General features: G+C 72.2%; 22 protein-coding genes and 2 pseudogenes. 18 read left to right on the top strand and 6 right to left on the bottom strand.

Features of this window, described 5'->3' with window-relative positions; all coding sequences use genetic code 11:
• Positions 1-60: 60 nt before the first annotated feature.
• The 16 genes and pseudogenes from AC507J_RS30070 to AC507J_RS29995 all read left to right on the top strand — a co-directional run bounded on the left by AC507J_RS30070 (position 61) and on the right by AC507J_RS29995 (position 13,859).
• On the top strand, positions 61-897 hold the full coding sequence (locus AC507J_RS30070; RefSeq protein WP_496293536.1) for an SAM hydrolase/SAM-dependent halogenase family protein: 837 nt from the start codon (positions 61-63) through the stop codon (positions 895-897).
• A gap of 26 nt (positions 898-923) precedes the next feature.
• Positions 924-1,166: a CPCC family cysteine-rich protein gene (locus AC507J_RS30065; protein ID WP_496293534.1), complete on the top strand. Its 243-nt coding sequence runs from the start codon at positions 924-926 to the stop codon at positions 1,164-1,166.
• A gap of 187 nt (positions 1,167-1,353) precedes the next feature.
• Positions 1,354-1,860, top strand: a pseudogene (locus AC507J_RS30060) (DNA-formamidopyrimidine glycosylase family protein); the annotation flags it as partial.
• A gap of 21 nt (positions 1,861-1,881) precedes the next feature.
• Complete coding sequence (locus AC507J_RS30055) at positions 1,882-3,321, top strand: recombinase family protein (RefSeq protein WP_496293532.1); 1,440 nt, start codon at positions 1,882-1,884, stop codon at positions 3,319-3,321.
• Between the two features lie 150 nt (positions 3,322-3,471).
• Positions 3,472-3,735, top strand: a complete 264-nt coding sequence (locus AC507J_RS30050) for a hypothetical protein (protein ID WP_496293530.1) — start codon at positions 3,472-3,474, stop codon at positions 3,733-3,735.
• Positions 3,725-4,057 (top strand): hypothetical protein, encoded by a 333-nt coding sequence (locus AC507J_RS30045; protein ID WP_496293528.1) that lies wholly within the window; start codon positions 3,725-3,727, stop codon positions 4,055-4,057. The genes AC507J_RS30050 and AC507J_RS30045 overlap by 11 nt, the downstream gene beginning before the upstream one ends.
• Entirely contained in the window at positions 4,039-5,583 is a 1,545-nt protein-coding gene (locus AC507J_RS30040; protein WP_496293526.1) for a hypothetical protein, read from the top strand. The genes AC507J_RS30045 and AC507J_RS30040 overlap by 19 nt, the downstream gene beginning before the upstream one ends.
• A gap of 241 nt (positions 5,584-5,824) precedes the next feature.
• Positions 5,825-6,199: a hypothetical protein gene (locus AC507J_RS30035; RefSeq protein WP_496293524.1), complete on the top strand. Its 375-nt coding sequence runs from the start codon at positions 5,825-5,827 to the stop codon at positions 6,197-6,199.
• Positions 6,196-6,690, top strand: a complete 495-nt coding sequence (locus tag AC507J_RS30030; RefSeq protein ID WP_496293522.1) for a hypothetical protein — start codon at positions 6,196-6,198, stop codon at positions 6,688-6,690. Before AC507J_RS30035 ends, AC507J_RS30030 begins: the two co-directional genes overlap by 4 nt.
• Complete coding sequence (locus AC507J_RS30025; protein WP_496293520.1) at positions 6,680-7,066, top strand: hypothetical protein; 387 nt, start codon at positions 6,680-6,682, stop codon at positions 7,064-7,066. The genes AC507J_RS30030 and AC507J_RS30025 overlap by 11 nt, the downstream gene beginning before the upstream one ends.
• A 313-nt stretch (positions 7,067-7,379) precedes the next feature.
• Entirely contained in the window at positions 7,380-8,018 is a 639-nt protein-coding gene (locus AC507J_RS30020) for an HK97 family phage prohead protease (protein ID WP_496293518.1), read from the top strand.
• Between the two features lies 1 nt (position 8,019).
• Entirely contained in the window at positions 8,020-10,770 is a 2,751-nt protein-coding gene (locus tag AC507J_RS30015; RefSeq protein ID WP_496293516.1) for a phage tail tape measure protein, read from the top strand.
• A 730-nt stretch (positions 10,771-11,500) separates the two neighbouring features.
• The gene (locus AC507J_RS30010) at positions 11,501-11,974 is read left to right on the top strand and encodes a hypothetical protein (RefSeq protein WP_496293514.1); all 474 of its coding nucleotides are present in this window, start codon (positions 11,501-11,503) and stop codon (positions 11,972-11,974) included.
• A 135-nt stretch (positions 11,975-12,109) separates the two neighbouring features.
• Positions 12,110-13,117 (top strand): helix-turn-helix domain-containing protein, encoded by a 1,008-nt coding sequence (locus AC507J_RS30005; protein ID WP_496293512.1) that lies wholly within the window; start codon positions 12,110-12,112, stop codon positions 13,115-13,117.
• A gap of 166 nt (positions 13,118-13,283) precedes the next feature.
• On the top strand, positions 13,284-13,517 hold the full coding sequence (locus AC507J_RS30000; protein WP_496293510.1) for a hypothetical protein: 234 nt from the start codon (positions 13,284-13,286) through the stop codon (positions 13,515-13,517).
• Between the two features lie 147 nt (positions 13,518-13,664).
• Complete coding sequence (locus tag AC507J_RS29995) at positions 13,665-13,859, top strand: hypothetical protein (protein ID WP_496293508.1); 195 nt, start codon at positions 13,665-13,667, stop codon at positions 13,857-13,859.
• Positions 13,860-14,077: 218 nt separating this feature from the next.
• Here AC507J_RS29995 and AC507J_RS29990 read toward each other — a convergent pair whose 3' ends face one another.
• The 4 genes from AC507J_RS29990 to AC507J_RS29975 are packed head-to-tail and all read right to left on the bottom strand — an operon-like array spanning position 14,078 to position 16,798.
• On the bottom strand, positions 14,078-15,064 hold the full coding sequence (locus AC507J_RS29990) for a DUF2637 domain-containing protein (RefSeq protein WP_496293506.1): 987 nt from the start codon (positions 15,062-15,064) through the stop codon (positions 14,078-14,080).
• Entirely contained in the window at positions 15,061-15,411 is a 351-nt protein-coding gene (locus AC507J_RS29985; RefSeq protein ID WP_496293504.1) for a hypothetical protein, read from the bottom strand. The genes AC507J_RS29990 and AC507J_RS29985 overlap by 4 nt, the downstream gene beginning before the upstream one ends.
• Complete coding sequence (locus tag AC507J_RS29980) at positions 15,408-15,992, bottom strand: helix-turn-helix domain-containing protein (protein WP_496293502.1); 585 nt, start codon at positions 15,990-15,992, stop codon at positions 15,408-15,410. The genes AC507J_RS29985 and AC507J_RS29980 overlap by 4 nt, the downstream gene beginning before the upstream one ends.
• A complete protein-coding gene (locus tag AC507J_RS29975) occupies positions 15,989-16,798 on the bottom strand; it encodes a hypothetical protein (protein WP_496293500.1) in 810 nt (269 codons plus the stop codon). The genes AC507J_RS29980 and AC507J_RS29975 overlap by 4 nt, the downstream gene beginning before the upstream one ends.
• 109 nt (positions 16,799-16,907) lie before the next feature.
• Between AC507J_RS29975 and AC507J_RS29970 the strand changes: the two are divergent.
• A pseudogene (locus tag AC507J_RS29970) lies at positions 16,908-17,228 on the top strand (zinc finger domain-containing protein); the annotation flags it as partial.
• A 174-nt stretch (positions 17,229-17,402) separates the two neighbouring features.
• Complete coding sequence (locus AC507J_RS29965) at positions 17,403-21,086, top strand: hypothetical protein (protein ID WP_496293498.1); 3,684 nt, start codon at positions 17,403-17,405, stop codon at positions 21,084-21,086.
• A gap of 15 nt (positions 21,087-21,101) precedes the next feature.
• Here the strand turns inward: AC507J_RS29965 and pspM are convergent, their stop codons facing one another.
• Complete coding sequence (gene pspM, locus AC507J_RS29960) at positions 21,102-21,875, bottom strand: phage shock envelope stress response protein PspM (RefSeq protein WP_496293496.1); 774 nt, start codon at positions 21,873-21,875, stop codon at positions 21,102-21,104.
• Positions 21,876-21,898: 23 nt separating this feature from the next.
• A complete protein-coding gene (locus AC507J_RS29955; protein WP_496293494.1) occupies positions 21,899-22,765 on the bottom strand; it encodes a PspA/IM30 family protein in 867 nt (288 codons plus the stop codon).
• Positions 22,766-22,889 lie beyond the last annotated feature (124 nt).

Here is a 22,889-nt window from a genome sequence, read left to right as displayed (position 1 = left end):
GCGCTTACTGGGGCAATAACTTCATGATCAACCCGCGAAGGGTGGGGGTAGGGTGGGTGGGTGGGGAGTGCGTGGGTGGTGTCGTTGACCACCGACTACGGGCTGGCCGACGGTTTCGTGGCGGCCTGCCACGGAGTGATCGCGCGGATCGCGCCCGCCGTCCGGGTGCTCGACGTGACCCACCTGGTGCCGCCCGGTGACGTACGCCGGGGCGCGGCGGTGCTGGCCCAGACCGTGCCGCACCTGCCGCCCGGGGCACACGTGGCGGTGGTCGATCCGGGCGTCGGCACGACCCGCCGGGGCATCGCGCTGGCCACACCCGGCGGGTTCCTGGTGGGGCCGGACAACGGCCTGCTGCTCGACGCCGCCGAGGCCCTCGGTGGGGTGACCGCCGTGGTCGAGTTGACAAATCCGCAGTGGTTGGCCCCTCGGGTGTCGGCCACCTTCCACGGTCGGGACGTCTTCGCGCCGGTGGCGGCCCGGCTGGCGACCGGCTCGCCGCTGGCCGAGGCCGGTCCGGCGGTCGACCCGGCCACCCTGGTCCGGCTGCCGGAGCCGGTCGTCGAGCAGCGGCCGGGCGGGTTCACCGCCGAGGTGCTGACGGTGGATCATTTCGGCAACGTCCAACTGGCCGCCCCTGCCGCGCTCCTGGCGCCGTTGCCGGCCCGGGTACGGGTGAGTCCGGCCGGCAGTCGTGACTCGATCGAGGCCGTGCACGGGCGTACCTTCGGGGACGCACCGATGGGCGGCATGGTGGCCCACGCCGATTCGGCCGACCTGGTTGCCCTTTCGGTCAACGGTGGCCGCGCCGCTGACCTACTTGCCGTCCGTCCCGGTACGCTGCTGCGGGTCGATGGATTCGCGGCCGCTGGCGCGGCCCCCGCGCCATCCGCCTGAAACGTCCATTGTGGAAAGCTGTGCTTGTGGATGATCGCTGGGTACCCGCTGCCTGCCCCTGCTGCGCGTCCCGGACCGGTGGGGGCACCTGTCCCGTCTGCTTCTGGACCGACGACGGTCAGGGTGACGCCGACGCCGACGTCGTACGCGGGGGTGCCAACGGCGACCTGAGCCTCTCCCTGGCCCGGCTCAACTTCGCCATCTACGGCGCCTGCCACCCCCGCTACCAGGAGCTGGTGCGTTCGCCACGTCCCGAAGAGAAGCCCTGACCGTCCACGCGCCCGAGCCCGTCCACGCGCCCGAGCCCGTCCACGCGCCCGAGCCCGTCCACGCGCCCGAGCCCGTCCACGCGCCCGAGCCCGTCCACGCGCCCGAGCCCGTCGACGCAGCGGAGACCGGGAGCCTGCCGCATCGGAACGCCGAGCCGACCGGTCTGGGGTACGCGAGGATGGCGAGGTGCCCGAGGGAGACACCGTCTGGAACACGGCCCGCGTCCTGGACCGCGCGCTGGCCGGGGCCCAGCTGACCGGCAGCGATTTCCGGGTGCCTCGGCTGGCCACCACAGACCTCACCGGCTGGACGGTGATCGGCTGCGTCAGCCGGGGCAAACACCTGCTCCTGCGGTTGGACGCCCCGGACGGTGCCCGCTGGACGCTGCACTCACACCTGAGGATGGACGGCACCTGGCGGACGTACCCGCCCGGAGAACGCTGGACGGCCAGGCCGGCGCACCTGATCCGGGTGGTGCTGCGCGCGCCGGCCGCCACCGCCGTCGGCTACCACCTGCACGACCTGGCCCTGCTGCCGACCGCCGAGGAGGAGCGCCTCGTCGGTCACCTCGGTCCCGACCTGCTCGGCCCGGACTGGGATCCGGCCGAGGCGGTACGCCGGCTGGCCGCCCACCCGCAGGAGAGCATCGGCGTGGCGCTGCTCGACCAGCGCAACCTGGCCGGGGTTGGTGATCCATAAGTTACAGTACCTGACATGGCGACGGAACCCCCCACCGTGCTCGACATCTATGCGCGTGTCAGCCGACTCGGCGACAAGCGGATGCGGTCCACCTCCGGCCAGGCCGACGACTGCAAGGCGCGCATCACCGAACTTGGCGCCCAAGTCGGCGAGATCCTCACCGACGAAGGGCGCTCGGCGTGGAACCCGCGCGTACGGCGCCCCCGCTGGGACCGGCTGATGGAACGGCTGGAGTCCGGCGCGACCGGCGGCGTCGTCGTCTTCGACCTGGCGCGATTCAGCCGCAGGCCGATCGAGGGTGAACGGCTGATCTCCGCCGCCGAGCGCGGGCTCTTGGTGCTCGACTCCGAAGGTGAGTACGACCTGACCTCGGCCAGCGGCAAGAAGGCTTTCCGCGACCAACTGTCCAGCGCCGCGTACGAGTCCGACCGGCTGAGCACCCGAGTCAAGCGCGGCAAGAAGCTGAAGGCCATCAGCGGCGAAGCCCACACCTCGACCCGGCCGTTCGGATTCGAGATCGACGGCACGATCCGCCAGAGCGAGGCGGAGATCATCCGGGACCTGACCGATCGGGTTCTGGCCGGCGAGTCGCAGGACGCGCTGATCGTCGAGCTGAACGAGCGCGGGATCCTCACCTCGTACGGCAAGCCCTGGACCCGCGCCGGGCTGCGTCAGGTCCTCACCCGGCCCCGGAACGCCGGACGCATCGTGCACCTGGGGGTCGTCGTGGCGACGGTGCCGGGTGAGCGGATCACCGAGGAAGATGTCTTCGACCGCCTGGTCGCCCTCTACGCATCCCGGCGGCGCGGCCGGCCGGTTTCCGACGCCTACCTGTGCAGCGGGAATGTCCGGTGCGGGCTGTGCGAGCACATCCTGACCGGCAGGCCGCGCGCCAACATGAAGCCGTACCCGGATGGGGAGGTTCGCCGCCAGTACTGGTGCCAGCCCCGGTCATCCGGCGGTGGGTGCGGCCGGATCTCCGTGGACCAGCGAGAGCTTGACCGCCACGTCGGCGCCTTGGTGGTGGCGATCCTGTCCGACCCCCGTCACGCCGACGCGGTTGAGGCTGCGGCCCGGGACATTGGCGAGCGGCGCGGGAAGCTCGACGCGGAGATCGCCGAGGCCGAGGAAGTCGCCGAGCAGCTGGCCGCCCGGCTCGGCAAGGGTGAGATCACGCTGCGGAGGTACGACGCCGCCGCTCGTCCGCTGGACCGCCGCCTTGCCGAGCTACGTGCCGAACGTGACCGTATCGAGGCGCCGCCGGAGATGGACCCGGACGCGGCGGCGGTGGCGGCCGAGCAGTCCCGCGCCGCCTGGTCTGACCGCTGGGATGCCGCCACGGTGCCGGAACGGCGCCGGCTGATCCGGATGGCGCTGCGTGGCCGGAAGCTGGTCGTTGGGCCGGCTGACGCTGGCAATCGTGCCGACGTGGCTGGACGGATCCGAGTGGAGTAGCCGGCTTGGATCTTGACGGGTAGCCGGCTACGCTGATCTTGCTTCCCTCACGGGGAAGCCCCCAAGCCGGTGCAACAGGCCACTTGCGGGTAGCAGCCGGACCGCCATCACAACGGGCGTGTCTGGCCTACCTCTCAGGTGGTGGTGCCGATGTCCTTTTCCGGGAAGCTCTCCGATCCCGAGTTCCGACGCGATCGGGCGCGGCGGGCACGCGCCGCCCAGCAGTCCGCTGACTTCCACGTCCGCCAGGCGATCCGCGCCGGATCCGTCAGCAGCGATATCGACGCCTGGGCCGCCAGGATCGCCGCCACCCTTCCCCCGCTGACACCCGACGAGGCCGCCGCCGCTGGACGACTCGCCGCCGCACTCGAATCGGCAGCCACCGGGAGTGGTGGTGAGCAGGATGCGGCATGAAGCGGCCCCCCGCCCGGTCGGCGATACCGGGACAGGGGGCCAGGAGACGGCCGGCGAGCACGTCGAAAGCACCATACCGCCGACGTATCCCCGTGGGGGAGATCCCGTCCGCCGGGCCCGGCTGCGCGACCGGCTCTACCGCCACCGGCGGGCCGTGCTGGTGCTCGATCGGTACCTGGCCGCCGACAAGCCGGTGGCCACCGACTGTGGCGGCCCACACGAGGGCCCGCACGACTGGTACGGCAGTTGCACCGGACTGAACCTCACCGTCGCCGAGCGGGACGCCGCCGGCACCGTGCACCCGTGGAGGCTGGCCGCGTGATCGACGCCCTGGCCATGGCGGCGCAGTACGCCCGGGACGGCTGGTCCGACGTCGACGCCGCGGCGCGCTTCGGTGTCGACGTCGACCAGCTGCGCCGGTACGTCGCTGGTGCCGCCGTTGGGGTGCGTGCCGTTGACTCGGTGCCGGTAGTCAACGGGACGCCGCTGATGCCGCAGGTCGAGACCGCCGACGAACGGCCGGTCGCCGTTCGCCGGGTGGTGGCCACGCTCCCGGACGACTTCTGGTCGGCGCGTCCGCTGCTGACTACGGTCCGGCAAGCCGCTCACGCGGTCGGTCGGGGCGCCGATGGTGTGCTCGGGGCGGTGCTGGCGCGTGCGTCCGCGATGGCCAGCCATCGACTTCGGTTCGACTTTGGGGCTGGCCCGGGAAGCCTGAACCTGTTCGTTAGCCTCGTATCGCCGTCCGGCGGCGGCAAGTCCAGCTCGGCGGCGGTCGCCCGCCGGATCATCCGCACGCCGGCCTACCTGACGCCCGAGAACTTTCCCGACGGCATCGGCATCGGCACCGGTGAGGGCCTGGCCGAGATCTACATGGGAGTGATCGAGCGAGAAACCGGCGAAATCCACAAGCGGGGGCCGAGGAAGGGCGACCCGGTGACCGAGCGGGTACGCGCCCAGACCCGACACAACGCGTTCTTCTTCGTCGACGAGGGCGAGACGCTCAGCAAGATGATGCGAGAGCGTCAGGGCACCACCATCGGCGCGGCGATCCGTACCGCGTGGGTCGGTGACGCGCTCGGCCAGGCCAACGCCCGGCAGGAAACGAGCCGGTTCGTGCTGGCCGGCTCGTACTCGATGGGGATGGTGGTCGGGTATCAGCCGGAGGTCGCGCAGGCGCTGTTGGCCGACAGCGGACCGGGGACACCTCAGCGGTTCCTGTGGCTGGCCACCGTCGACCCCAGCATCCCGGACGAGTGGCCCATCGAGCCGGAGCCGCTGCACCTGCCGTTGTCCGACGGGTTCGGCCGCGCGGTCACTGGAACCATCACCTGCTACCCGGACCTGCGGCGGTCGCTACAGCAGGACGTCACTCGGTTCAACCGTGGCGAGATCGACCGCCCCGCGCTCGATGCCCATGTGATGCTGATGCGCTGCAAGCTCGCTGCGCTCCTGGCGGTGCTCGACGGACGGATGATGGCCAGTCCGCAGGATTGGGCGCTCAGTGGCGTCATCTGGGCGGCGTCGTGCGCTGTGCGGGATCGGCTGATCGAGATCGGTCGGGAACAGGCTGCTGAGGACGCACAGCGCCGCCGGCAGGACTACGTCGACCGTGAGGAACTCGCACACCTGGCCCGGGAGATGGCGCCGGCCAAGGTGGAGCGGGTGGCCCGGCTGTTGGCGTCGTGGATCCACGAAGAGGGCGCGGCGACGGTGGGCGCAGCGCGGCGCAAGCTCGCCAGCCGCGACCGCCCGCTGCTCGACGCTGCCCTGACGGTGGCGGTGTCTCGGGGGTGGCTCGGTCAGGACGGCACCGTGTTGACGCCCGCCGCAGCGAGGCCAGCATGAGGACGGGCGACATGTGGACATGTGGACGTGTCCACATCGCTGCCGGATATTCCTATCTTGAAAGTCACCCCTTTCTCTTCTCTTCTTCATCTATACACGCAGCTCAACGCGCTAATGCGAGCGTGTTCCCTCTGCCGCTTTCTGCTATTACCTCCGTCGACATCGACCCCCGATGTGGACAGCGTCCACATGTCCACATCACGTACATCGATCCGAACGGCGTACCCGGACGGGCGGGACCGTGACCCCAAAGGAACAGGCCGAGTGGGAACAGCGCCTGGCGGCCGCCGTCGCCGACACCATCCGCCGCCGCGAACGCACCCGCCGCGAACGCGACCACCACACCGCCGCCCGCGCCGCCGGCCTCCGCCACCGGCACCGCGACCGGCTCACCCACCGAAAGGCCACCACCATGACCAACCCCGACGAACAGACCCTCACCGTCGACGTGAGCGGGCTACGCGATGGGGAACTGCGCGACCTCGCCGGCAGCCTCGCCCGGGTCGCCGGGTGGCGCACCGTCGCCGAACCCGTCGCCGTGGCGCTGGCCACCCTCGCCCGCCAAGCCGACCAGATCCGCACCCACCGCCGGCGGACCGGAGGCGACCGGCGATGACCGACCTTGCCGACGTGATCGCCGCAGCAGACCGCATCGCCGTACACCCCGGATTCGCCGCGCTCGGCGACGAGCTGCGCGCCGGCGTGCCCGTGCACCTGGTCGACCAGGACGACGCCGCCACCGCGCACGCCGCCGGCCTGTTGGACGCCGCCGGCGGTAGCTCGTCGACGAGCACCCTCGCGGCTCTTCCCGACTGGCTACGCCGCGAACTCATCGACGCCCTGGGCGTGTACGCGCAGACCCTGCCCGGCCGGACGTGCCGGCACGCCCCGCACCCCGGACGGCCCGCACCGATCGCCGCCGCCACCTGGCGGCCCGGCCTGGTCGTGTGCGCCGACTGCGCGCCGCTGCTCGGCGAACCGTGGCAGGTGTGTTCCTGGTGCGGCGCCGCCGGCGTGCAGGTGGCCACCGTTCAGGCCGGCGTGCTGCTCTACCAGGTGCCCGTCTGCTGGGCGTGCCGGCCGCAGGTGGTGGCGGATGCCGGGTGACGGGCCGGCCCGCATCGTGGCCATCGACCCCTACGGCCACGCCGTATCGCTCGACGGCCATGCCATGGTGCACCTGGCCCGCGCGTTGCGGCAGCACTTCCAGCAGTGCCACCGCAACGGCATCCCGCTCCCGCAGGACCTACGAAAGTTGGCCGCCGCGTTGGCCCTGGACGGGGCATTCGTCCGCCACGGTGGCCGCGAACGTGACCGGCCGCCGACCGCCGGGCATCGTGAAGTCGCGATGACGTACCAGGAAGCCGCACAGCACCACAGGGTCTCTACCCGGACCCTGCGACGCTGGCGGGCGCAAGGCCTCATCCGTGGGGTCGGACGCCGGCTGATCGTCGAGGTGCCGGACGACTTCCCGGCCGCCTGACCGGTGACGACCGGACAGGTCACGGCACGGACCCCTTCAGCGGCCGCAGGGGAACGTGTGAGGCACGTCGAGCCGGCGCAGTCAGCCACTCGAACCCGCCCCCGTGGAAGGCCACCAGCGCCACCGTGACGGCCAGCCGCACGGCCAGCGGCGACCGGGCACCGCGGTGCTGGCCGGTACGGCATTCACCCCTCCCGCGTGGCCGGCCCGGTGCGACGACCTCCCGTACCTGGGCCGGCTGCACGGATCAGACCAAACAGGCGGGTGGTAGTAGCGGATGTGCGGTGACTGTCGGGGCCTTGAGGCATTCGAGATGGCGATGGATCCGCTGCTGGGCTCACCGACCTTCATGCGGGCCGTCGCGGCGGGGCACGCGGAGCTTCCGTGCCCGGGATCTGCCCGACGGGCCCGCGCCGCAGGCCGCCGAGGAACCCGCGCGGGCCACCGCACGCCGGCGCCGGCGCCGAAGCAACGGCGGCTACGTGAGTGGGAACGCTGGGCGGCGCCGATCAACATCCGCGCCGCCACGCAGGGAACGTGCCTCGACGGAGGGCGGCTCGACCTCGGTGAGGTGCGGCTCGACTTCGACGGGATGGACACAAGTTACTGCGAAGGCGAACTGTACTGGGATCACCGAGACGGGATCGTTGACCGCCGAACCGAGGTGATCGGCCGTGTCATCCAGCTACGCGAGGCCCGCCGGGGCCGGGAGTTCGCTGACCTGTCCCTGATCGCCACGGTCCGACTCGACCTGTCGACCGAGCGTGGCCACGAGCAGTGGCAGCGCCACCAGGCCCGGCAGCCACTCGCCGCGTCGATCCTGTACCGGGTCAAGGAACGGCCGACGTACCCGAGCACCTGGGTACGTCAGTGGGAGTTGGTGAACGTGTCGCTGATCGAGCCTGGCGAGCAGGCCGACAAGCGGGCGGTTACCCCCGGCTGGATGCTGTGACATGGGCGAGAAAGACCTCAGCTACCGGCTGAGCGCCGACCCTCGCCAGTTCGAACGCGGCCTCAAGAGCGCCGAGAAGAGCGCGGCCGCCTTCGAGCGTGAGCTGGCGAAGCTGGAAGCGGAGCAGGCCCGCGTCGACGCCGCCCTGGAGCAGGTCGGCGGCACGTTCCTCGCCGCCGGCGCAGCGATCGGTGCCGGGCTGGTCATGGCCACCCGCGCGGCGATCAGCTGGGAAACGGCGTGGACCGGCGTCGCGAAGGTCATCGACGGCAGCCCGGAACAGCTGGCCGAGCTGGAAGGCGAACTCCGGCAGCTGGCCCGCACCCTACCGCAGACACATGAGGAGATCGCCGGCGTTGCGGCGGCCGCCGGCCAGCTCGGTGTCGCCCGGGAACACATCGTCGGCTTCACCCGGGTCATGGTCGACCTCGGCACCGCCACGAACCTGACCTCCGAAGAGGCCGCGTTCGCGCTGTCGCGGTTCATGAACATCATGCAGACCGCCCCCGACGACGTGTCGCGGCTCGGTGCGTCGATCGTCGAACTCGGCAACAACTCGGCCACCACCGAGGCCGAGATTGTGGAGATGTCACTCCGCATCGCCGGTGCCGGCAAGACCGTCCGCATGTCCGAAGCGGACGTGATCGGGTTCGCTGGCGCGCTGTCGTCGGTCGGCGTCCAGGCCGAGGCCGGCGGTAGCGCGATCTCCCGCGCGTTCATCATCATCGAGCAGGCCGTACGGGCTGGCGGGGACCGACTGGACACGTTCGCGCAGCTGGCCGGCATGTCCGCGCAGCAGTACGCGCAGGCCTTCCAGGACGACGCCGCCGGCGCCACCGCCGCGTTCATCGCTGGTCTGGGCCGGATGCAAGCCGCCGGCGGGGACGTGTTCGCCACGCTGGCCGACCTCGGCATGTCGGAGATCCTGCTCCGCGATGCGCTGCTGCGTCTCGCCGGCGCCGGCGACCTCGTCACCAGGTCGCTGGACACCGCGAACCGCGGCTGGGAAGACAACACCGCGCTCCTCGAAGAGGCCGAACGGCGGTACGCCACCGTCGAATCCCGCCTGGCCATCGCCCGCAACCAGATCAACGACTTCGCGATCGACATCGGGAACACGTTCCTGCCCGCCGTGGGCGCGGCCGCCGACCTGGTCGGTGACTTCGCCGGCCTGCTCACCGAACTACCCGGCCCGGTCAAGGCCGTACTCGCGGTGCTGGCCCTGGCCGCCGCCGCCACGCTCACGCTCGGCGGCACGATGCTGCTGGCCGTGCCCCGCATCGCCGCGTACAAGCAGGCGATGCTTGAACTGACCATGGCCCAAGGTCGGATGGCCGCCGCGGCGGTGGCCGCGAACACCGCCATGAGCCGCGTCGGTAGCTTCCTCGCCGGGCCGTGGGGACTCGCCATCGGCGCAGCCGTCGCCGCCCTGTCCGCGTTCGCCATGGCCAACGCGGAAGCACGCGGCCGAGCCCGGGAGTTGGCCGACACCCTCGACAAGCAGTCAGGGGCCGTCACCCGCGACACCGGACTGTGGATCGCCCACCAGCTGGCACAGAACGGTGTGATCGAGAAAGCGAAACTACTCGGCATCTCCGCCGGTGACCTGACCGCCGCCCTGATGGGTGAAGCCGACGCCGCCGCCCGCGTCAACGCCGAGCTCGACAAGCACAACGGGGCGGTGGCACCCGCCTACGCTCAGCGCAGCGACGACACCAACGCAGCGGCGCAGAAGGTCCGCAAGTCGCTCCAGGAGATGGGTGGAGACCTAGAAGCGGCACGCGAGCTGCACGAGCAGCTGTCGGCGGCCATGGAAGGCCAGGCCAAGACGGTCGACGACTTGGACCCGGCCACCAGGCAGCTGGCGACCGGACTCGGGATCACCGCCGACGCCGCGCAGGATCTCGCCAGCGAGGTCAGCGAGTTGGACAAGGCACTCAAGGGCCTGTACGACCAGATGTTCAGCCTCGAAGAGGCTGAGGACGCCGCCGCCCGGGCCATGCAACGCCTGACCGAGGAGGCGAAGAAGAACGGCGGGCAGCTCAACGGCAACAGCGAAGCGGCGTTGACGAACCGGGACAACGTGCGGTCCCTGATCGACACCCACCTCGCGCTGATCGTGGAGTACGCCAAGACGGCCGACAGCACCGAAGACGTCACCGCGAAGACCGAGGAGCTACGCCGCAAGTTCGTCCAGCAGGCGACGCAGGCCGGCCTCACCGAGTCGGAGATCCGCAACTACGCGAAGGCGTACGACCGGGTACCGGCCGAAGTGGAGACGATCCTGAAGACCCTCGGGATCGACCTGGCGCAGCGGCAGGTACGCACCTACGCCGAATGGCTCGACCGGATTCCGCGCGAGGTGCGGACCCGGCTGATCGCCGAGGAGTCAACCGCCCGTGGCGGCCGCCGCGAGTTCAACGCGCTCGGTGGCCCGGTCGGCAGCAGGTACGCCAGCGGCGGCGAGATCGACGGCCCGCACGGATACGACGCCGTCCCGGTGTGGGCGACCCGTGGCGAGTGGATCAGCACCGTCGACGCGACCAGGCGCAACCGGGCTGCGCTGGAGGCGGCCAACGCGGGCGCGAAGTTGGCGGTGGTCGGCTCGGCCGCCGCCAACGGGTCCGGTGGCGGCGGCGTCACACACAACACGTGGCAGATCTACCCGTCCACTGCCCAGTTCGGGCCCCGCGAGCTGGACCTGGTGATGGCGCAGCACGAGGCTCGGCAGCGCGTCGGCCGCCCCCGATAGCCCGACGACAAGAGGTAGCCTGCCAGCCCACCGACGTCCAACCAGCAACATCGCACACCAACCAGCAACCGCAGCAACGAATCCAGCGGCAACTACGGAGGGTCACCCAGGGGGAGGAGTCCCGGACGGATCATGACCACCTCCTGACCGGCCCACCCCTCAGGCGTCTGTCCCCCCGTAACGCTGAAAGTTCCGTGACGTAACGGCGGTGGCTCTGCGTAACGGCCGCGCTCAAGATCCCTCAGCACACAGATCTCCCTGAGGCGGGGGCGGGTCAGGGCTGGGCGGCTCCCCGCCGCCGACCTGCCCCCTACCGTCCCGGCCGGCGTCACGTCACGCGTTACACGATGAGCGTCGATCGAGTGGAGTCGCTGCGGGCGCCGTTACGTCACGCGGACCGCGATCCAGCGGGGGTAACGTTCTGTCATGTCGTGACGGGTCGGGGTGGCGGCGGTGGGTTGCTGGCCTGGCGGGAACATTCGGCGGCCGGTCGGTGCTGTTCGCTGCGTGGCATTGGACGATCTTGAATGCGTCGACGGGTGGGGGCCGGCTCCCCGTGGTGGCCCGGCAGGGCCTCGGCCGGGTGGTCCTCCGGCACCTACCGGCCCGGCAGGGCCTCGACCGAAGTAGGCGGTACCGGTCGCCAGGTGGGGGGATGCTGGCCGGGCTGTTCGGCTGGATGGTCAGATGGCCGACAGTTTCGGGGCGGTGGGCCCTTCACACTCCGGCGATGACCAACCGCCTACCCCGCTTCCTCGCCATCGGTATCGCGTTCCTGGCGGTGCTCTCAGGCTGTGGCCGTGCCCCTGCTGCGGCGCCGTCCACTTCGCCCACATCAGCCGCGGCCAGCGCTCGGCCGGCAGCGGTTGAAGTGGAGTGCGTCAGCATCGAACGTGCCTACAAGGTGTGGCAGGAGGACGTGTTCCGGGCCACTACCGCCGCTGAGTTCGCCGAGATGGATGAGCTGACGGCGGAACGCGCTGTCGAGTACGGCAAGACGTTCTATGACCAGGTGCGGGGCTTTGACAGCCAGCAGTCGGGGGCTCTCGCGTTGGCGGCCGCCGAGTACAACGCTGAGGTGACGTTGCTCCGGCTCCAGGAGCGGTTGACGGGCATCAAGTCGGAGGATGCCGCCAGGGCCGCCGCCGCCGTGGGGAAGATCGAAGAGGCGTATGCCGCGTGGAAGGCGGCGGTGTGTTCCTGAGTCGCGGCGGCCGGCCGTGCTGGACGAGGCGCGGCTCCCGATGTGACGGGATGGAGGCGGGTACCGTCGAATGTGGCGGCCGGACGGGGTAGAGGCCGGAAGGCCGCCGCCCAGTCCTCTACCTGGGAGCACTCCATGCCGGCACCGACGCATACCTTCGTCGACCCTCGATTCCCGGGCGAGCTGGCCCGACTACGCCAGCAACGCGGCCTCTCTTTGCGAGGTCTGGCCCGGCTCGCTTACTGCGGCAAGAGCTACCTGCACTATCTCGAAACCGGCCGGACGAAACCGCCACGCGACATTGCCGAACGCCTCGACAACCTCTTGGACGCCGGCGGGGCTCTCGCCGCCCTGGTGGTCGACGCGCCGGCGGTAGCCACCCCGGATGATGACGAGCGGCTGGCGTACGTGCTCGCCGAACCGACGCGCCTCGACGGTACGGCGGTACAGGTACTGGCCGATGTGCTGGCCGCTCAGCGGCGTCTCGACGACGTGTTGCCGGCGCCGATGATGCTGCCGGGGGTGGTGGCGCAGTGGCGTACCGCGCAGCATCTGGCGGAGCGGGCGGGTGGGCCGCACGCCGCCGGCCTTCACCGGGTGGTGGCGGAGTGGACGCAGTTCGTCGGCTGGCTGCACGCTGAGGCCCGCAACGACACCGAGGCGGTACGGGTCCTCATCGAGGGCGCCGACCAGGCCGACGCGGTCAACAGCGGCCCGTTGGCCGCCCAGGTGGAGAACTTTCGCGGCTACCTGGAGCGGCAGCGCGGCAACCCGCGTGGCATCGTGCGGCACTTCCTCGCGGCGTACCACACGCCGGGCGCGTCCGTGCTGCAACGTGTCGGCGACGCGGTCCAGGCGGCCCACGGGTACGCGCTGCTCGGTGACCGGGCGGCCGCGGTTCGGCTGCTCGGTGAGGCGAGCGACCTCACCACCGCAGCGGAGGCCGAGCAAGCGCCGAGCATCGCGTACTGGCTGACGCCGACGTTCTCCCGAATGGGCCTCGGCTTGGCCTACCTGGCGCTCGGGGACCGCTCTGCGGGGGTCGACAACCTGCGTGCGGGGCTGGCCGGTCTGCCGGCGGATCAGCGGGACGCGGAGTGGACGCAGGAGTACCGGCAGGCGTTGGCGGCCGCCGCCGGTTGACCTGTCCACGACCGGTTGTGGACAGGTGGTGGACGCCGCACACCTAACCTGGTTGCGCTCTGTTATCGCACGATGCTTGTGGGTGGCGGCGGTGCGATTGCTGTCCCACGCGATGTATCCGACCACCGCCGCCCCCCTGGTCCGGAGCATGGTGGGAGGTCGAGTGATGCGGATATGGCCGTTCAACCGTCGGCAGCAGCCAGCGCCCGTTGATCGGACGGGAGCGGCGACCAGCTACCCGAACCGGTCGGGTGCCCTCGGTGCGGCGGCCGGCGAGCAGGACGCACGGGCGCGCGACGGCGGCCGCTACCGGTGGTGCGCCGGCGACACGGAGATCATCCCCCGCACCACGCTCGGCGAGCAGTGGCGCGGCAACGGGGGTGCTCTCCGGCATGGATGACGCGCGTACTGTTCGGCCGCCGGTTCCCGGCCGTGACCACCAGGCGGCCCCGCCGGCGAGCGCGAGCCGTCGCGCCCGGGTCACTGCCGCCCTGATCGTCCTCGCCGCGTTGCTCGCCGTCGTTGCCGTCCCGATCGGCGCACTCCGGTGAGCCGGCTCGACGAGGCGGACGACGCCGCCGCGCTGGTGTCGACCGCTCGCCGCAGCATCAACGCGCACGCCACCGGCCGACTGTGCTGCCTGTCCTGCGCCGGCACGGCCGACTGCCGCCAGTACGAGTGGGCACGGGAAGTCCTCGCCGCCTTCGACCAGGTCCCCGCCGGGCAGCCAGAACGGCAGTGATGGACTCCGTCGAGCAGGTCCGGGCCAGGTTGGTCCTGTCTGCCCGGGCCATCATCCTGGACCATTGGCCAGCGTCTGGGAAGCAGGGCAGTCCCTGCCCCGTCTGCCGTACGCCGTGGATGTGCTGGCCGATGCGAAACGCGTACGCGTACCTGCGGCTCGTCGGCCAGCACATCTGGAGCCCGCCGGACCTTCGTTGACGGCGGGCCCCGGCGGCGTCAGCGGCGTTTGGTCGCTGCGGCGATGCGGCCGCCCAACTCGACCAGGCAGATGGAGGCGACGACCACCAGGCCGTCGACCGACAACGGCAGCAGGTACTGCGAACCGTTCGTCTCTCCGTACCGGGCCGCTACCGCCGCCATGTGCCAGTAGCTGACCCACGCGGCGATACCGGCGATCACAGCGGTGGCCGCCCACCGGGCCAACGCCAGGTGCCGGCGGTGCACCGGGACTCGGGAGATGAGTTCGATGGTCAGCAACAGCGCCAGCGGCGACCACGCCGAGATGATCTGCGAGATCAGGTCGTCGCGGGCGTGCAGCACGTTCCCGGCGATGGAGGCGGCCACGCCCAAGGCGAGCACGCCGCGCACCGCCCACCGTACGCGGGTGAGGGACCGTAGTTCGTTGCGCCGGTCCGGCTCGGCGGTGTGCGGCGTACCCGGGTGTCCGTGGCCGCTGGGCTGTGCGTCTGGCTCGGCGGGCGGGTGGGCGGCGGTGTCGGCAGGGTCCGGCTCGTCTGTCCCGGCCGGACCCGGGTCCGGGTCGATTGCGACCGGGTCCGGCTCGGTGGGCTTGGCGGGGGGTGCGGGTTCCGGTGCCGGGTCCGGGACGATCGGCTCGGCGTGCGCCCACGGGTCCGCCGGCGGCTCGTCCGGCTCCGGCTCGGTGACCGACGCCGGGGTGTCGTCGACGTCCGCCGGCTCTTCGACGGTTTGCTCGTCGTCGGCCTGGTCGATGTCGACGGGCGGCAAGCCACCACGCGCGGCCATCGCCGCGCGCAGCGTCTCCACCCGGGCCTGCTCGTCGGCGTCGGCCCGCAACCGGGCGAGCAGCTCACCGGCCTTCGGTGCGCCGATGCGGTACTCCCGCATGAGCCGGTTTCGCGACGGCACCGCGCCGAGCTGCTCGGCGAGATCCCGCGCCGCAGGCAACAACTCGTCGACGGGCTGCGGGTAGCGGGTGCCGTTGATCGTCGGGGCGGTCACAGCGTCTCTCCGTTCTGCTGGCGAAGCCAGTTCTCGAGGTCGTTGATCATCTGATCGCCGTCGACGTCCCCGGCGGCGGTGCGGTCTGGTGGCGTGAGGCCCTGCTCGCGGGCCATCTGGTCGAACAGCGACGGATCGCCGGCGTCGGCCGCCTGGAGCGCTTCGTCGAGCCGCCGCAGCTGCTCGTCGCGGTGCTGCTGGCGTTGCGCCTCGTCGGCCTGGCCGGCGCGGTAGCCGACGTCGAACGCGTCGTCGACGTCGCGGCCGGTGAACGCCTGCCGCCGTACGCGTCGGGTCGCGGGCCGCCGGTTCGTCGACGGCCGCCACCACCGTTCGGGCCGGGTCACCGCACACCTCCCGCGAGGGTTTCGCTGCGGCAGGCCGTGCACTGGCCGACGAGTTGCCCGACGTGGCCCGGCTTCTGGCAGCGGTCCCCACCTGGGGGCGGCGGCAGGGCCGCGCCGCGCCGCTGCGGCGGGTACTCCGGCGGCCGCGCCGGTCGGTTCTTCGGAAGGAATCGACGCCAGTCCCGCGCGCTTGCGCGCGGCTTCTCCTTCGAATGATCTTCACCCCTTCGGGTGTCACCCTGGCTGTCGCCCCCGGCCGCCGGTTCTGGCACCCCCTGACCGCCGTTTGACACCCCCTGGCCCGCCGATGGCACCCCCCGGGCGGCGTCGACGACGAGCCGGTACACCCGCGTGGCGATCCCGGCAACGTGCCGCCACACGAGCCGACCGAGGTTGATCAGCTTGGCGATGGCCCGCTGAACAGTCCGCTCCGAACAGTCGGCGTACTCGGCGATCGTCGCGACGGACGGCCAGGCGTCGCCGGCGCTGTTCATGTGCGCGGCGATCGCCACGGCGACGGCGCGTTCGTTCTTCCCGAGGCCTTTGGTCGCGAGCAGGGCCGCCTTGACGTGCTGGCTCACCGGGCACCCCCGGCCGCCGCCTCGATCAGGGCACGCATCTTGTCCGTCAGCGCCGCGGCCTGGTCCAGCGGCATCATCATGTGCTCGCTGACCGGCACCGCCGCCCGGCCACCGCCGTCCACGATCGTCATCGAAAGCATCGGCACCGCGCCGGGTCGAACCGACTGGATCAGCATCATGTGGATGATCAGCGGCTCACCGTGGACGCCGTCGACCTCGACCACCGGCGAGCAGTGCTCCCGCCGCCGCTCGCAGTTCGCGAGGTCGCACCACGCCGGGTGCCCGGACAACCGGCCGGTGGCGAACACGTGCACGTACCCGCAGACGCGAGGGACCGAGTCGGGCGCCAGCAGGATCCGGTACGGGTTCATGTCCGCCGCCCGGATCGCGGCCAGGACGTCGTTGACGTGCGGCCCACAGGCGTAGACCGATGCGTCCAGGGAGCCGGTCGGTTCGCCGGGTGCCGTCGAGTACGCCTCGATCCGGAAGGCCGCCGGCTGCTCGCAGGCGGGCAGGGTGAACGGCAGTTCGGCCGGCGCGGGCGGCGCGGTCAGGGTCCGGATGCCGGCGGGGTTGGTGGCGTCCAGGCCGTCGCCGCAGCGCTTCACGGTGCCGTCACCGCCGGCCAGGCGGTGAATCGCGAATTCGGCCTCTTGCAGGGCGGTGGCGGCCTGGTCGGCGTGGCTGGGGCAGACGTACACGGACGCGTCGAGCGTGCCGTACGGCTGGCCGTCGAGCGGGGAGTACGCCTCGATGCGGATGGTTGCGGGCCGCCCGCACACGGGCAGGGTCGGTAAGGTGCTCATGGGTCGCCTCCTGCGGCGATCAAGGGCCCGGAGCACAGGTGTTCGCAGCACCTGCCGGGCCCGTCCTCGTTAGTCCTGGCCGGGATGTGTGTCTAAAACTTTGTCCATCGGGGTCGGCAACCTCTACAAATGCGAGGCGCTCTTCCTGCGCGGGATCCATCCCTGGACGCAGGTCCGCGACGTACCCGACCTCACCGGCCTGGTCGCCCTCGCGCAGAAGTTGCTCGCCGCCAACCGGGGCCGGTGGACGCAGAGCACCACCGGTTCGGTTCGCCGCGGTCAGACCAGCTACGTCTACGGACGCCGGGCCGAGCCCTGCCGCCGCTGCGGCACCGCCATCCGCAAGGAGGAGTTGGGCGAACGGGTCACCTACTGGTGCCCCACCTGCCAGCCCACCCCTGATCGACAGGGCCTCCGGCCGGGCGGGTGAGCCGGGGTGGCGTGGCGGACACGCCGGGAGAACGGCAGATTGACACGATTGGGCACTTCCTAACCGGCCTTCCACGTCGCATGCTGCGGTTGGGTGCTCACGGATCGTCAACACCGCGCGACCGAGCCTGCCCCGCCGTAGTGGCAGCCGTCGCGCCCGATCCCCGGGAGAGCCATGGCCGTCTTCCGCAGACTCCGCTCGACCTGGATGATCCGCGCCGACCGGGCTGACCAGGCCGACCCCGCCGACCCCGCCGACCAGCAGCGTTCCGTCGCGGCCGTGCCCGGCGCGCGGGCCGGGCGGGACACCGCCCAGGGTCCCGGGACCGCACCGGCACCGGCACCGGCACCGGCACCGGCACCGGCCAGTCTGGATCCGGCCGCCGTGCCGGGCTGCCTCGGTCCGGTGCCGAACCACGCGTACAGTCCGTTGCCGGTCGTCGACGAGGCCGGTCGGGTGGTGGCCGGCACCGGGCTCCGCAAGTTCGTCGACCCGCTGCCCGGCCTGGGCACGCCGGAAGCCGCACCGCTCGGCGGACACCTGCCGGTGGCGGTGCCCGACACGATCAGCTATCCGGGCTGTGACTACTACGAGATCGGGCTCCAGGAGTACGCCCAGCGCCTGCACCGGGACCTGCCGGCCACCCGGCTGCGCGGCTACCGGCAGCTCAACCTGGGCACCGACGGCGACGGGCACAACACCGTCGCCCCGCCACAGCGGCCCTGGCATCTCGGTCCGGTCCTGCTGGCCCGCCGTGGGCGACCGGTGCGGATCAAGTTCATCAACCAACTGCCCACCGGACCGGCCGGCGACCTCTTCCTGCCGGTCGACCCGACGGTGCCCGGCGCCGGGGCGGGTCCGCTCGACGGGCCGGCACCGTACCCGCAGAACCGGGCGGTGCTGCACCTCTGCGGCGCGTCGACCGGCTGGATCAGCGCCGGCAACCCGTGGCAGTGGATCACTCCGGCGGGTGAGATCACTCCCTACCCGACCGGCGCCGGCCTGACCCACGTCCCCGACATGGCCCATCCCGGGCGCGGCGCCACCACGCTCTACTACCCGAACGAGCAGAGCGGTCGGCTGCTCTGGTTCCACGACAACACGGTCGGGCTGTCCCGGCTCACCGGCTATTCCGGGCAGGTCGCGCTCTACCTGCTCACCGACGAGGCGGAGCAGGGGCTGGTCGCCGACGGGCTGCTGCCCGCCGAGCAGCTGCCCCTGGTCTTCGAGGACAAGACGTTCGTACCGGACGACGCCCAGCTCGCCACCGAGGACCCGACCTGGGACCGGGACCGCTGGGGTGCCCGGGGCAGCCTCTGGCACCCGCACGTCTACCAACCCCGGCAGCACCCGTACCGGCCGGACGGGATCAACCCGACCGGCCGGTGGGACTACGGCCCGTGGTCGCGTACCGCCGCGCCGGCCGGCCCCGACGCGTCCGCCGCGGTGGTGCCCAACCCGCGCCACGATCCGGTCACCGATCCGGACGAGCCGCCGGAGCTTCCCGGCGTGCCGCACCCGAGCGCGGTGCCGGCGGCGTACGGGGACACCGTGCTGATCAACGGCGTCGCGTACCCGTACCTGGAGGTCGAGCCCCGGCTGCACCGGTGGCGGATCCTCAACGCCTGCACCGACCGCTGGCTGAACCTTCAGCTGTACCGGGCCGGCTCCGACGCGCCGATGTGGACGCCGGAAGGGGTGCTGGCCGACCCGGCCGCCGGCGAGGTGCCGATGGTCGACGCCGTACCCGCCGTCGACCGCCCGGCGGGTTGGCCCACCGACGGCCGCACCGGCGGCGTGCCGGACCCGCGCGTCGCCGGGCCCGAGCTGATCCGGATCGGCAACGAGTGTGGCCTGCTGCCGGCGCCCGAGGTGATCCCCAACCGGCCGATCGGCTTCCGGTACGACCGGCGCGATCCGACCGTGCTCAACGTGGCCGGTCACGCGCTGCTGCTCGCCCCGGGTGAGCGGGCCGACGTGCTGGTGGATCTCGCCACGGTCGAACCGGGCAGCACGCTGATCCTGTACAACGACTGCCCCGCCCCGCTGCCCTGCTTCGATCCCCGCTACGACCTGCACACCGGCGGGCCGGACCGCACGGCCGAGGGCGGCGCGCCACCGACCCGCCCCGGCTACGGCCCGAACACCCGGACCCTGTTGCAGCTGCGGGTGGTCGGCCAGCCCGCACCGGCGTACGACCTCGACCGGCTGCGGGACCGGCTGCCCGGCGCGTACGCGGCCAGCCAGCGCCCACCGGTCGTGCCGCAGCCGGCCTACGATCCCTGCTTCGGCACCGGCACCACCGGCCCGGTCCGGTTGCCGGTGCACGCCACCGGGGTCGAGTTCGTCCCGGCCGGCGGCGCCGCCCCGGTGACCCTGCCGCTGGCGGTCAAGGCGGTCCGGCAGGTCTTCGAGCCCGATCACGGCCGGCTCACCGGCCGCCTCGGCGTACCGCATCCCGGGGCTGGGCCGCTGGTCGCGGCCACCCTGCCGCTCGGCCCGACCGATCCGGCGACCGAGCTGCTGCACGTCGGCGATCCGGCGCTCCCGGTCGGTACGCCCGGCGACGGCAGCCAACTCTGGCGGGTTCGCGGCACCGGCCGGCAGAGCCATCCGGTGCGGTTCGAGGGACTCGACGTGCAGGTGGTCGGCCGGGTAGGCGACGACGGCCGGATCCGGCCACCGCAGCCCGGCGAACTCGGCTGGAAGCAGGTGGTCCGGGTCGACCCGGGCGAGGACGTGGTGTTGGCGCTCCGCCCGGAGGCGCCACCCCTGCCGTTCAAGATCGGCGACAGCGTACGGCTGCTCGACCCGGCCCGATCGGCCGGCGAGCCCACCGGCTCCGCCCCGATCAGTCCGCTCGACGGGCGACCCGCGACGGTGGTCAACCAGGCCGTGAACCTCGGTTGGGAGTACCACTGGTCGAGCGCTGCGGGCGGGCACCGCGACCAGGGCATGAGCCGGCCCCTGGTGGTACGCGTCTCGCCCCGGGCGCCGACCGGGCTGACCGCCGTCCCCGCACCCGGCTCGTCGACCGCGCTGCCGGCGATCGCCCTCACCTGGACCGGCAACGGCAGCCTTCCGGCGGCCACCAGCCACCTGCTGCACCGGGCCACCGACGCGACCTTCACCGCCGGGCTGACCGAGATCACCGTGGCGGCCACCGCGACCCGGTACACCGACGCCACCGTCACTCCCGGGGTGACGTACCACTACCGGATCCGGGCGGAGAACGCGGCCGGCTGCTCCGCCTGGTCGAACAGCGTCCCGGCCTCGGTGGGACTCGCCGCGCCGACCGGGCTGACCGCGACGCTGCCGCCCGCTGCTCCGCTCCGGGTCGCGCTGCGCTGGACCAACCGCTCCTTCGCCACCGGCGTCGACGTGCAGCGGGCCACCAACCCCACCTTCACCAGCGGGCCCGGCACCACCGCCACCGGTGTCGGCAACCACCACCTGGACCCGGCGGTCGCCCCCGACACCACGTACTACTACCGGGTGCGGACCACCTATCTGGGTGCGGCCTCACCCTGGTCGATGGTGGCCAGGGTGACCATCCCGGCGGTGCCGGGCACCCCGACCGAAGTGAGCGTGGCCACCAGCGCCCCGGGACCGGACACCGCAACCGTCGTGCTCGGTTGGGCGGCCAGCACCCCCACCGGCCAGGGCTCGGGGTTCGTCGTGGAGCGGGCCCGCGATCCGCTCTTCCGCCAGGAACTGGCCACCTTCACGGTCACCGGCAGAGGTTTCACCAACACCGGCCTGGCCCGGGGCGTGACCTACCACTACCGGATCCGCTCGTTCAACCTGGTCGGCACCTCCCCCTTCACCGGTGCCATCCCGGTCACCACCCCGGACTGAACCCGCCCTCGCGGGTCAGCGGGTGGGAGCCGGGCGGCCGCGCAGCTCCGACAGGGCGGAGGCGAAGCCGTGGAGCAGGTCCGTCGCCTCGGTCAGGCGGGTCGCGGCAGGGTGCTCGGTCTCCGGGCGGTACTCCTCGGCCAGGTATCCGGCGGCGGCCACCACCAGGCGCTCGTACGCGGTCACCCCCGCCTCCAGCTGCCCGGTGAGCGCCTGATGCGCCTCGGTCAGCGGCGGCCGGGCGTCGGCAGGGGCGAGCCGTACCGCGCGTTCCACGCTGGCCACCCGGCTGGCCAGCTCGCGCAGGGACTGCTCGGCCGCAGCCGCCTCGGCCACCGCCGGCCCGGCCAGGCCGGTCAGCCGGCCGGACATCCCGGCCATGGTCGAGGCGGCCCGGTCCAGCCGCTCCCACGGCCCGGCGGCGGTGGTGCCGCGCAGCTCGCTGCGGGAGCGGACCCGGCGTACCTCGGCCATCACGCCGGCACCGGCGGGCAGGCGTTCCACGGCGGCGACCAGGCGGGCCCGGGAGCGGGCGGCGGCCTGCGCCGGGTCGAGGGCGGGCGGAGCCGGCTGGGCGGTCAACGCGCGCAGGTCACTCCAGCGCCAGGCGGCCAACGCGGTGGCCGCGCCCGCGGCGGCGGCCCAGGCCGCGTCGGCCAGCCCGATTCCGGCGTACGGGGTCAGGATGGCGGTAGCGCCGCCAAGCCCACCGGCCAGTACGCTCCACCGCCGGGCGGAGCGTCGCAGCTTGCCCAGCCGGCGAAAGTACCTGGTGCGCTCGTCTGCCACCGTCGCCTCCTCGACTCCTCCGCTCAGCCGGCGGCGCTGGTGTCGCCGGTGCCGCGGTCGCGGCTCATGCTGGCCCGGATCTCGTCGAGCCGGGCCACCGCCGGGTCGTTGGTCGCCGCCGCCGGCTGGCTGCCCACGGCGCCCTGCCCGGTGCCGGCACCCAGCTGGTCACCGGCCATGCTGGCCCGGATCTGGTCCAGCCGGGCCGATCCCGCGGTGTCCAGGGTCGCCTTCTGGATCTCCAGCATCCGGCCCTCGGTCGAGTTGCTGGCCAGTTCGGCGCGGCCCATGGCGTTGGCGTAGCGGCGTTCGATGCGGTCGCGGACCTCGTCCAGGCTGGGGGTGGTGCCCGGCGCGGTGAGCGCGGACATCGACTCCAGCGAGGCGGCCACGCTCTCCTGCATCTTGGCCTGCTCCAGCTGGCTGAGCAGCTTGGCGCGCTCGGCCAGCTTCTGCTGGAGGATCATCGAGTTGTTCTCCACCGCGCGGCGGGCCTGCCCGGCTGCGGCGAGCGCCTGGTCGTGCAGCGTCTTCAGGTCCTCGGCGGACTGCTCGGCGGAGACCAACTGGGTGGCCAGGGTCTGCGCGGACTGCTCGTAGCGGCCGGCCTCGGCCTCGTCACCCTTGGCCCGGGCCTGGTCGGCGAGGACCAGCGCCTGCCGGGCGTTGGACTGCAACCGCTCGACGTCGGACATCTGCCGGGACAGCTTCATCTCCAGCTGCCGCTGGTTGCCGATCACCGCTGCGGCCTGCTGTACGAGCGCCTGGTGCTGCCGGTGCGCCTCGTCGATGGCCTGCTGGAGCTGCACCTTGGGATCGGCGTGCTCGTCGATTCGGGCGCCGAAGAGCGCCATCAGGTACTTCCAACCCTTGACGAACGGGTTCGCCATCTCCGCGGTATCCCCTCAGTAACGTCGCTGCGCCTGCCCCACGCCCGTGGACCAGGGCGGCCACCGGCGATGGTGAATCCATCGTCCCAGCCGACGGCCAGCACGGCATCCGTACCGGCCAGAG

It is taken from the genome of Micromonospora sp. PRAS1 (genome assembly GCF_059553435.1).
This window is presented reverse-complemented; position numbering and strand designations above follow the sequence as displayed.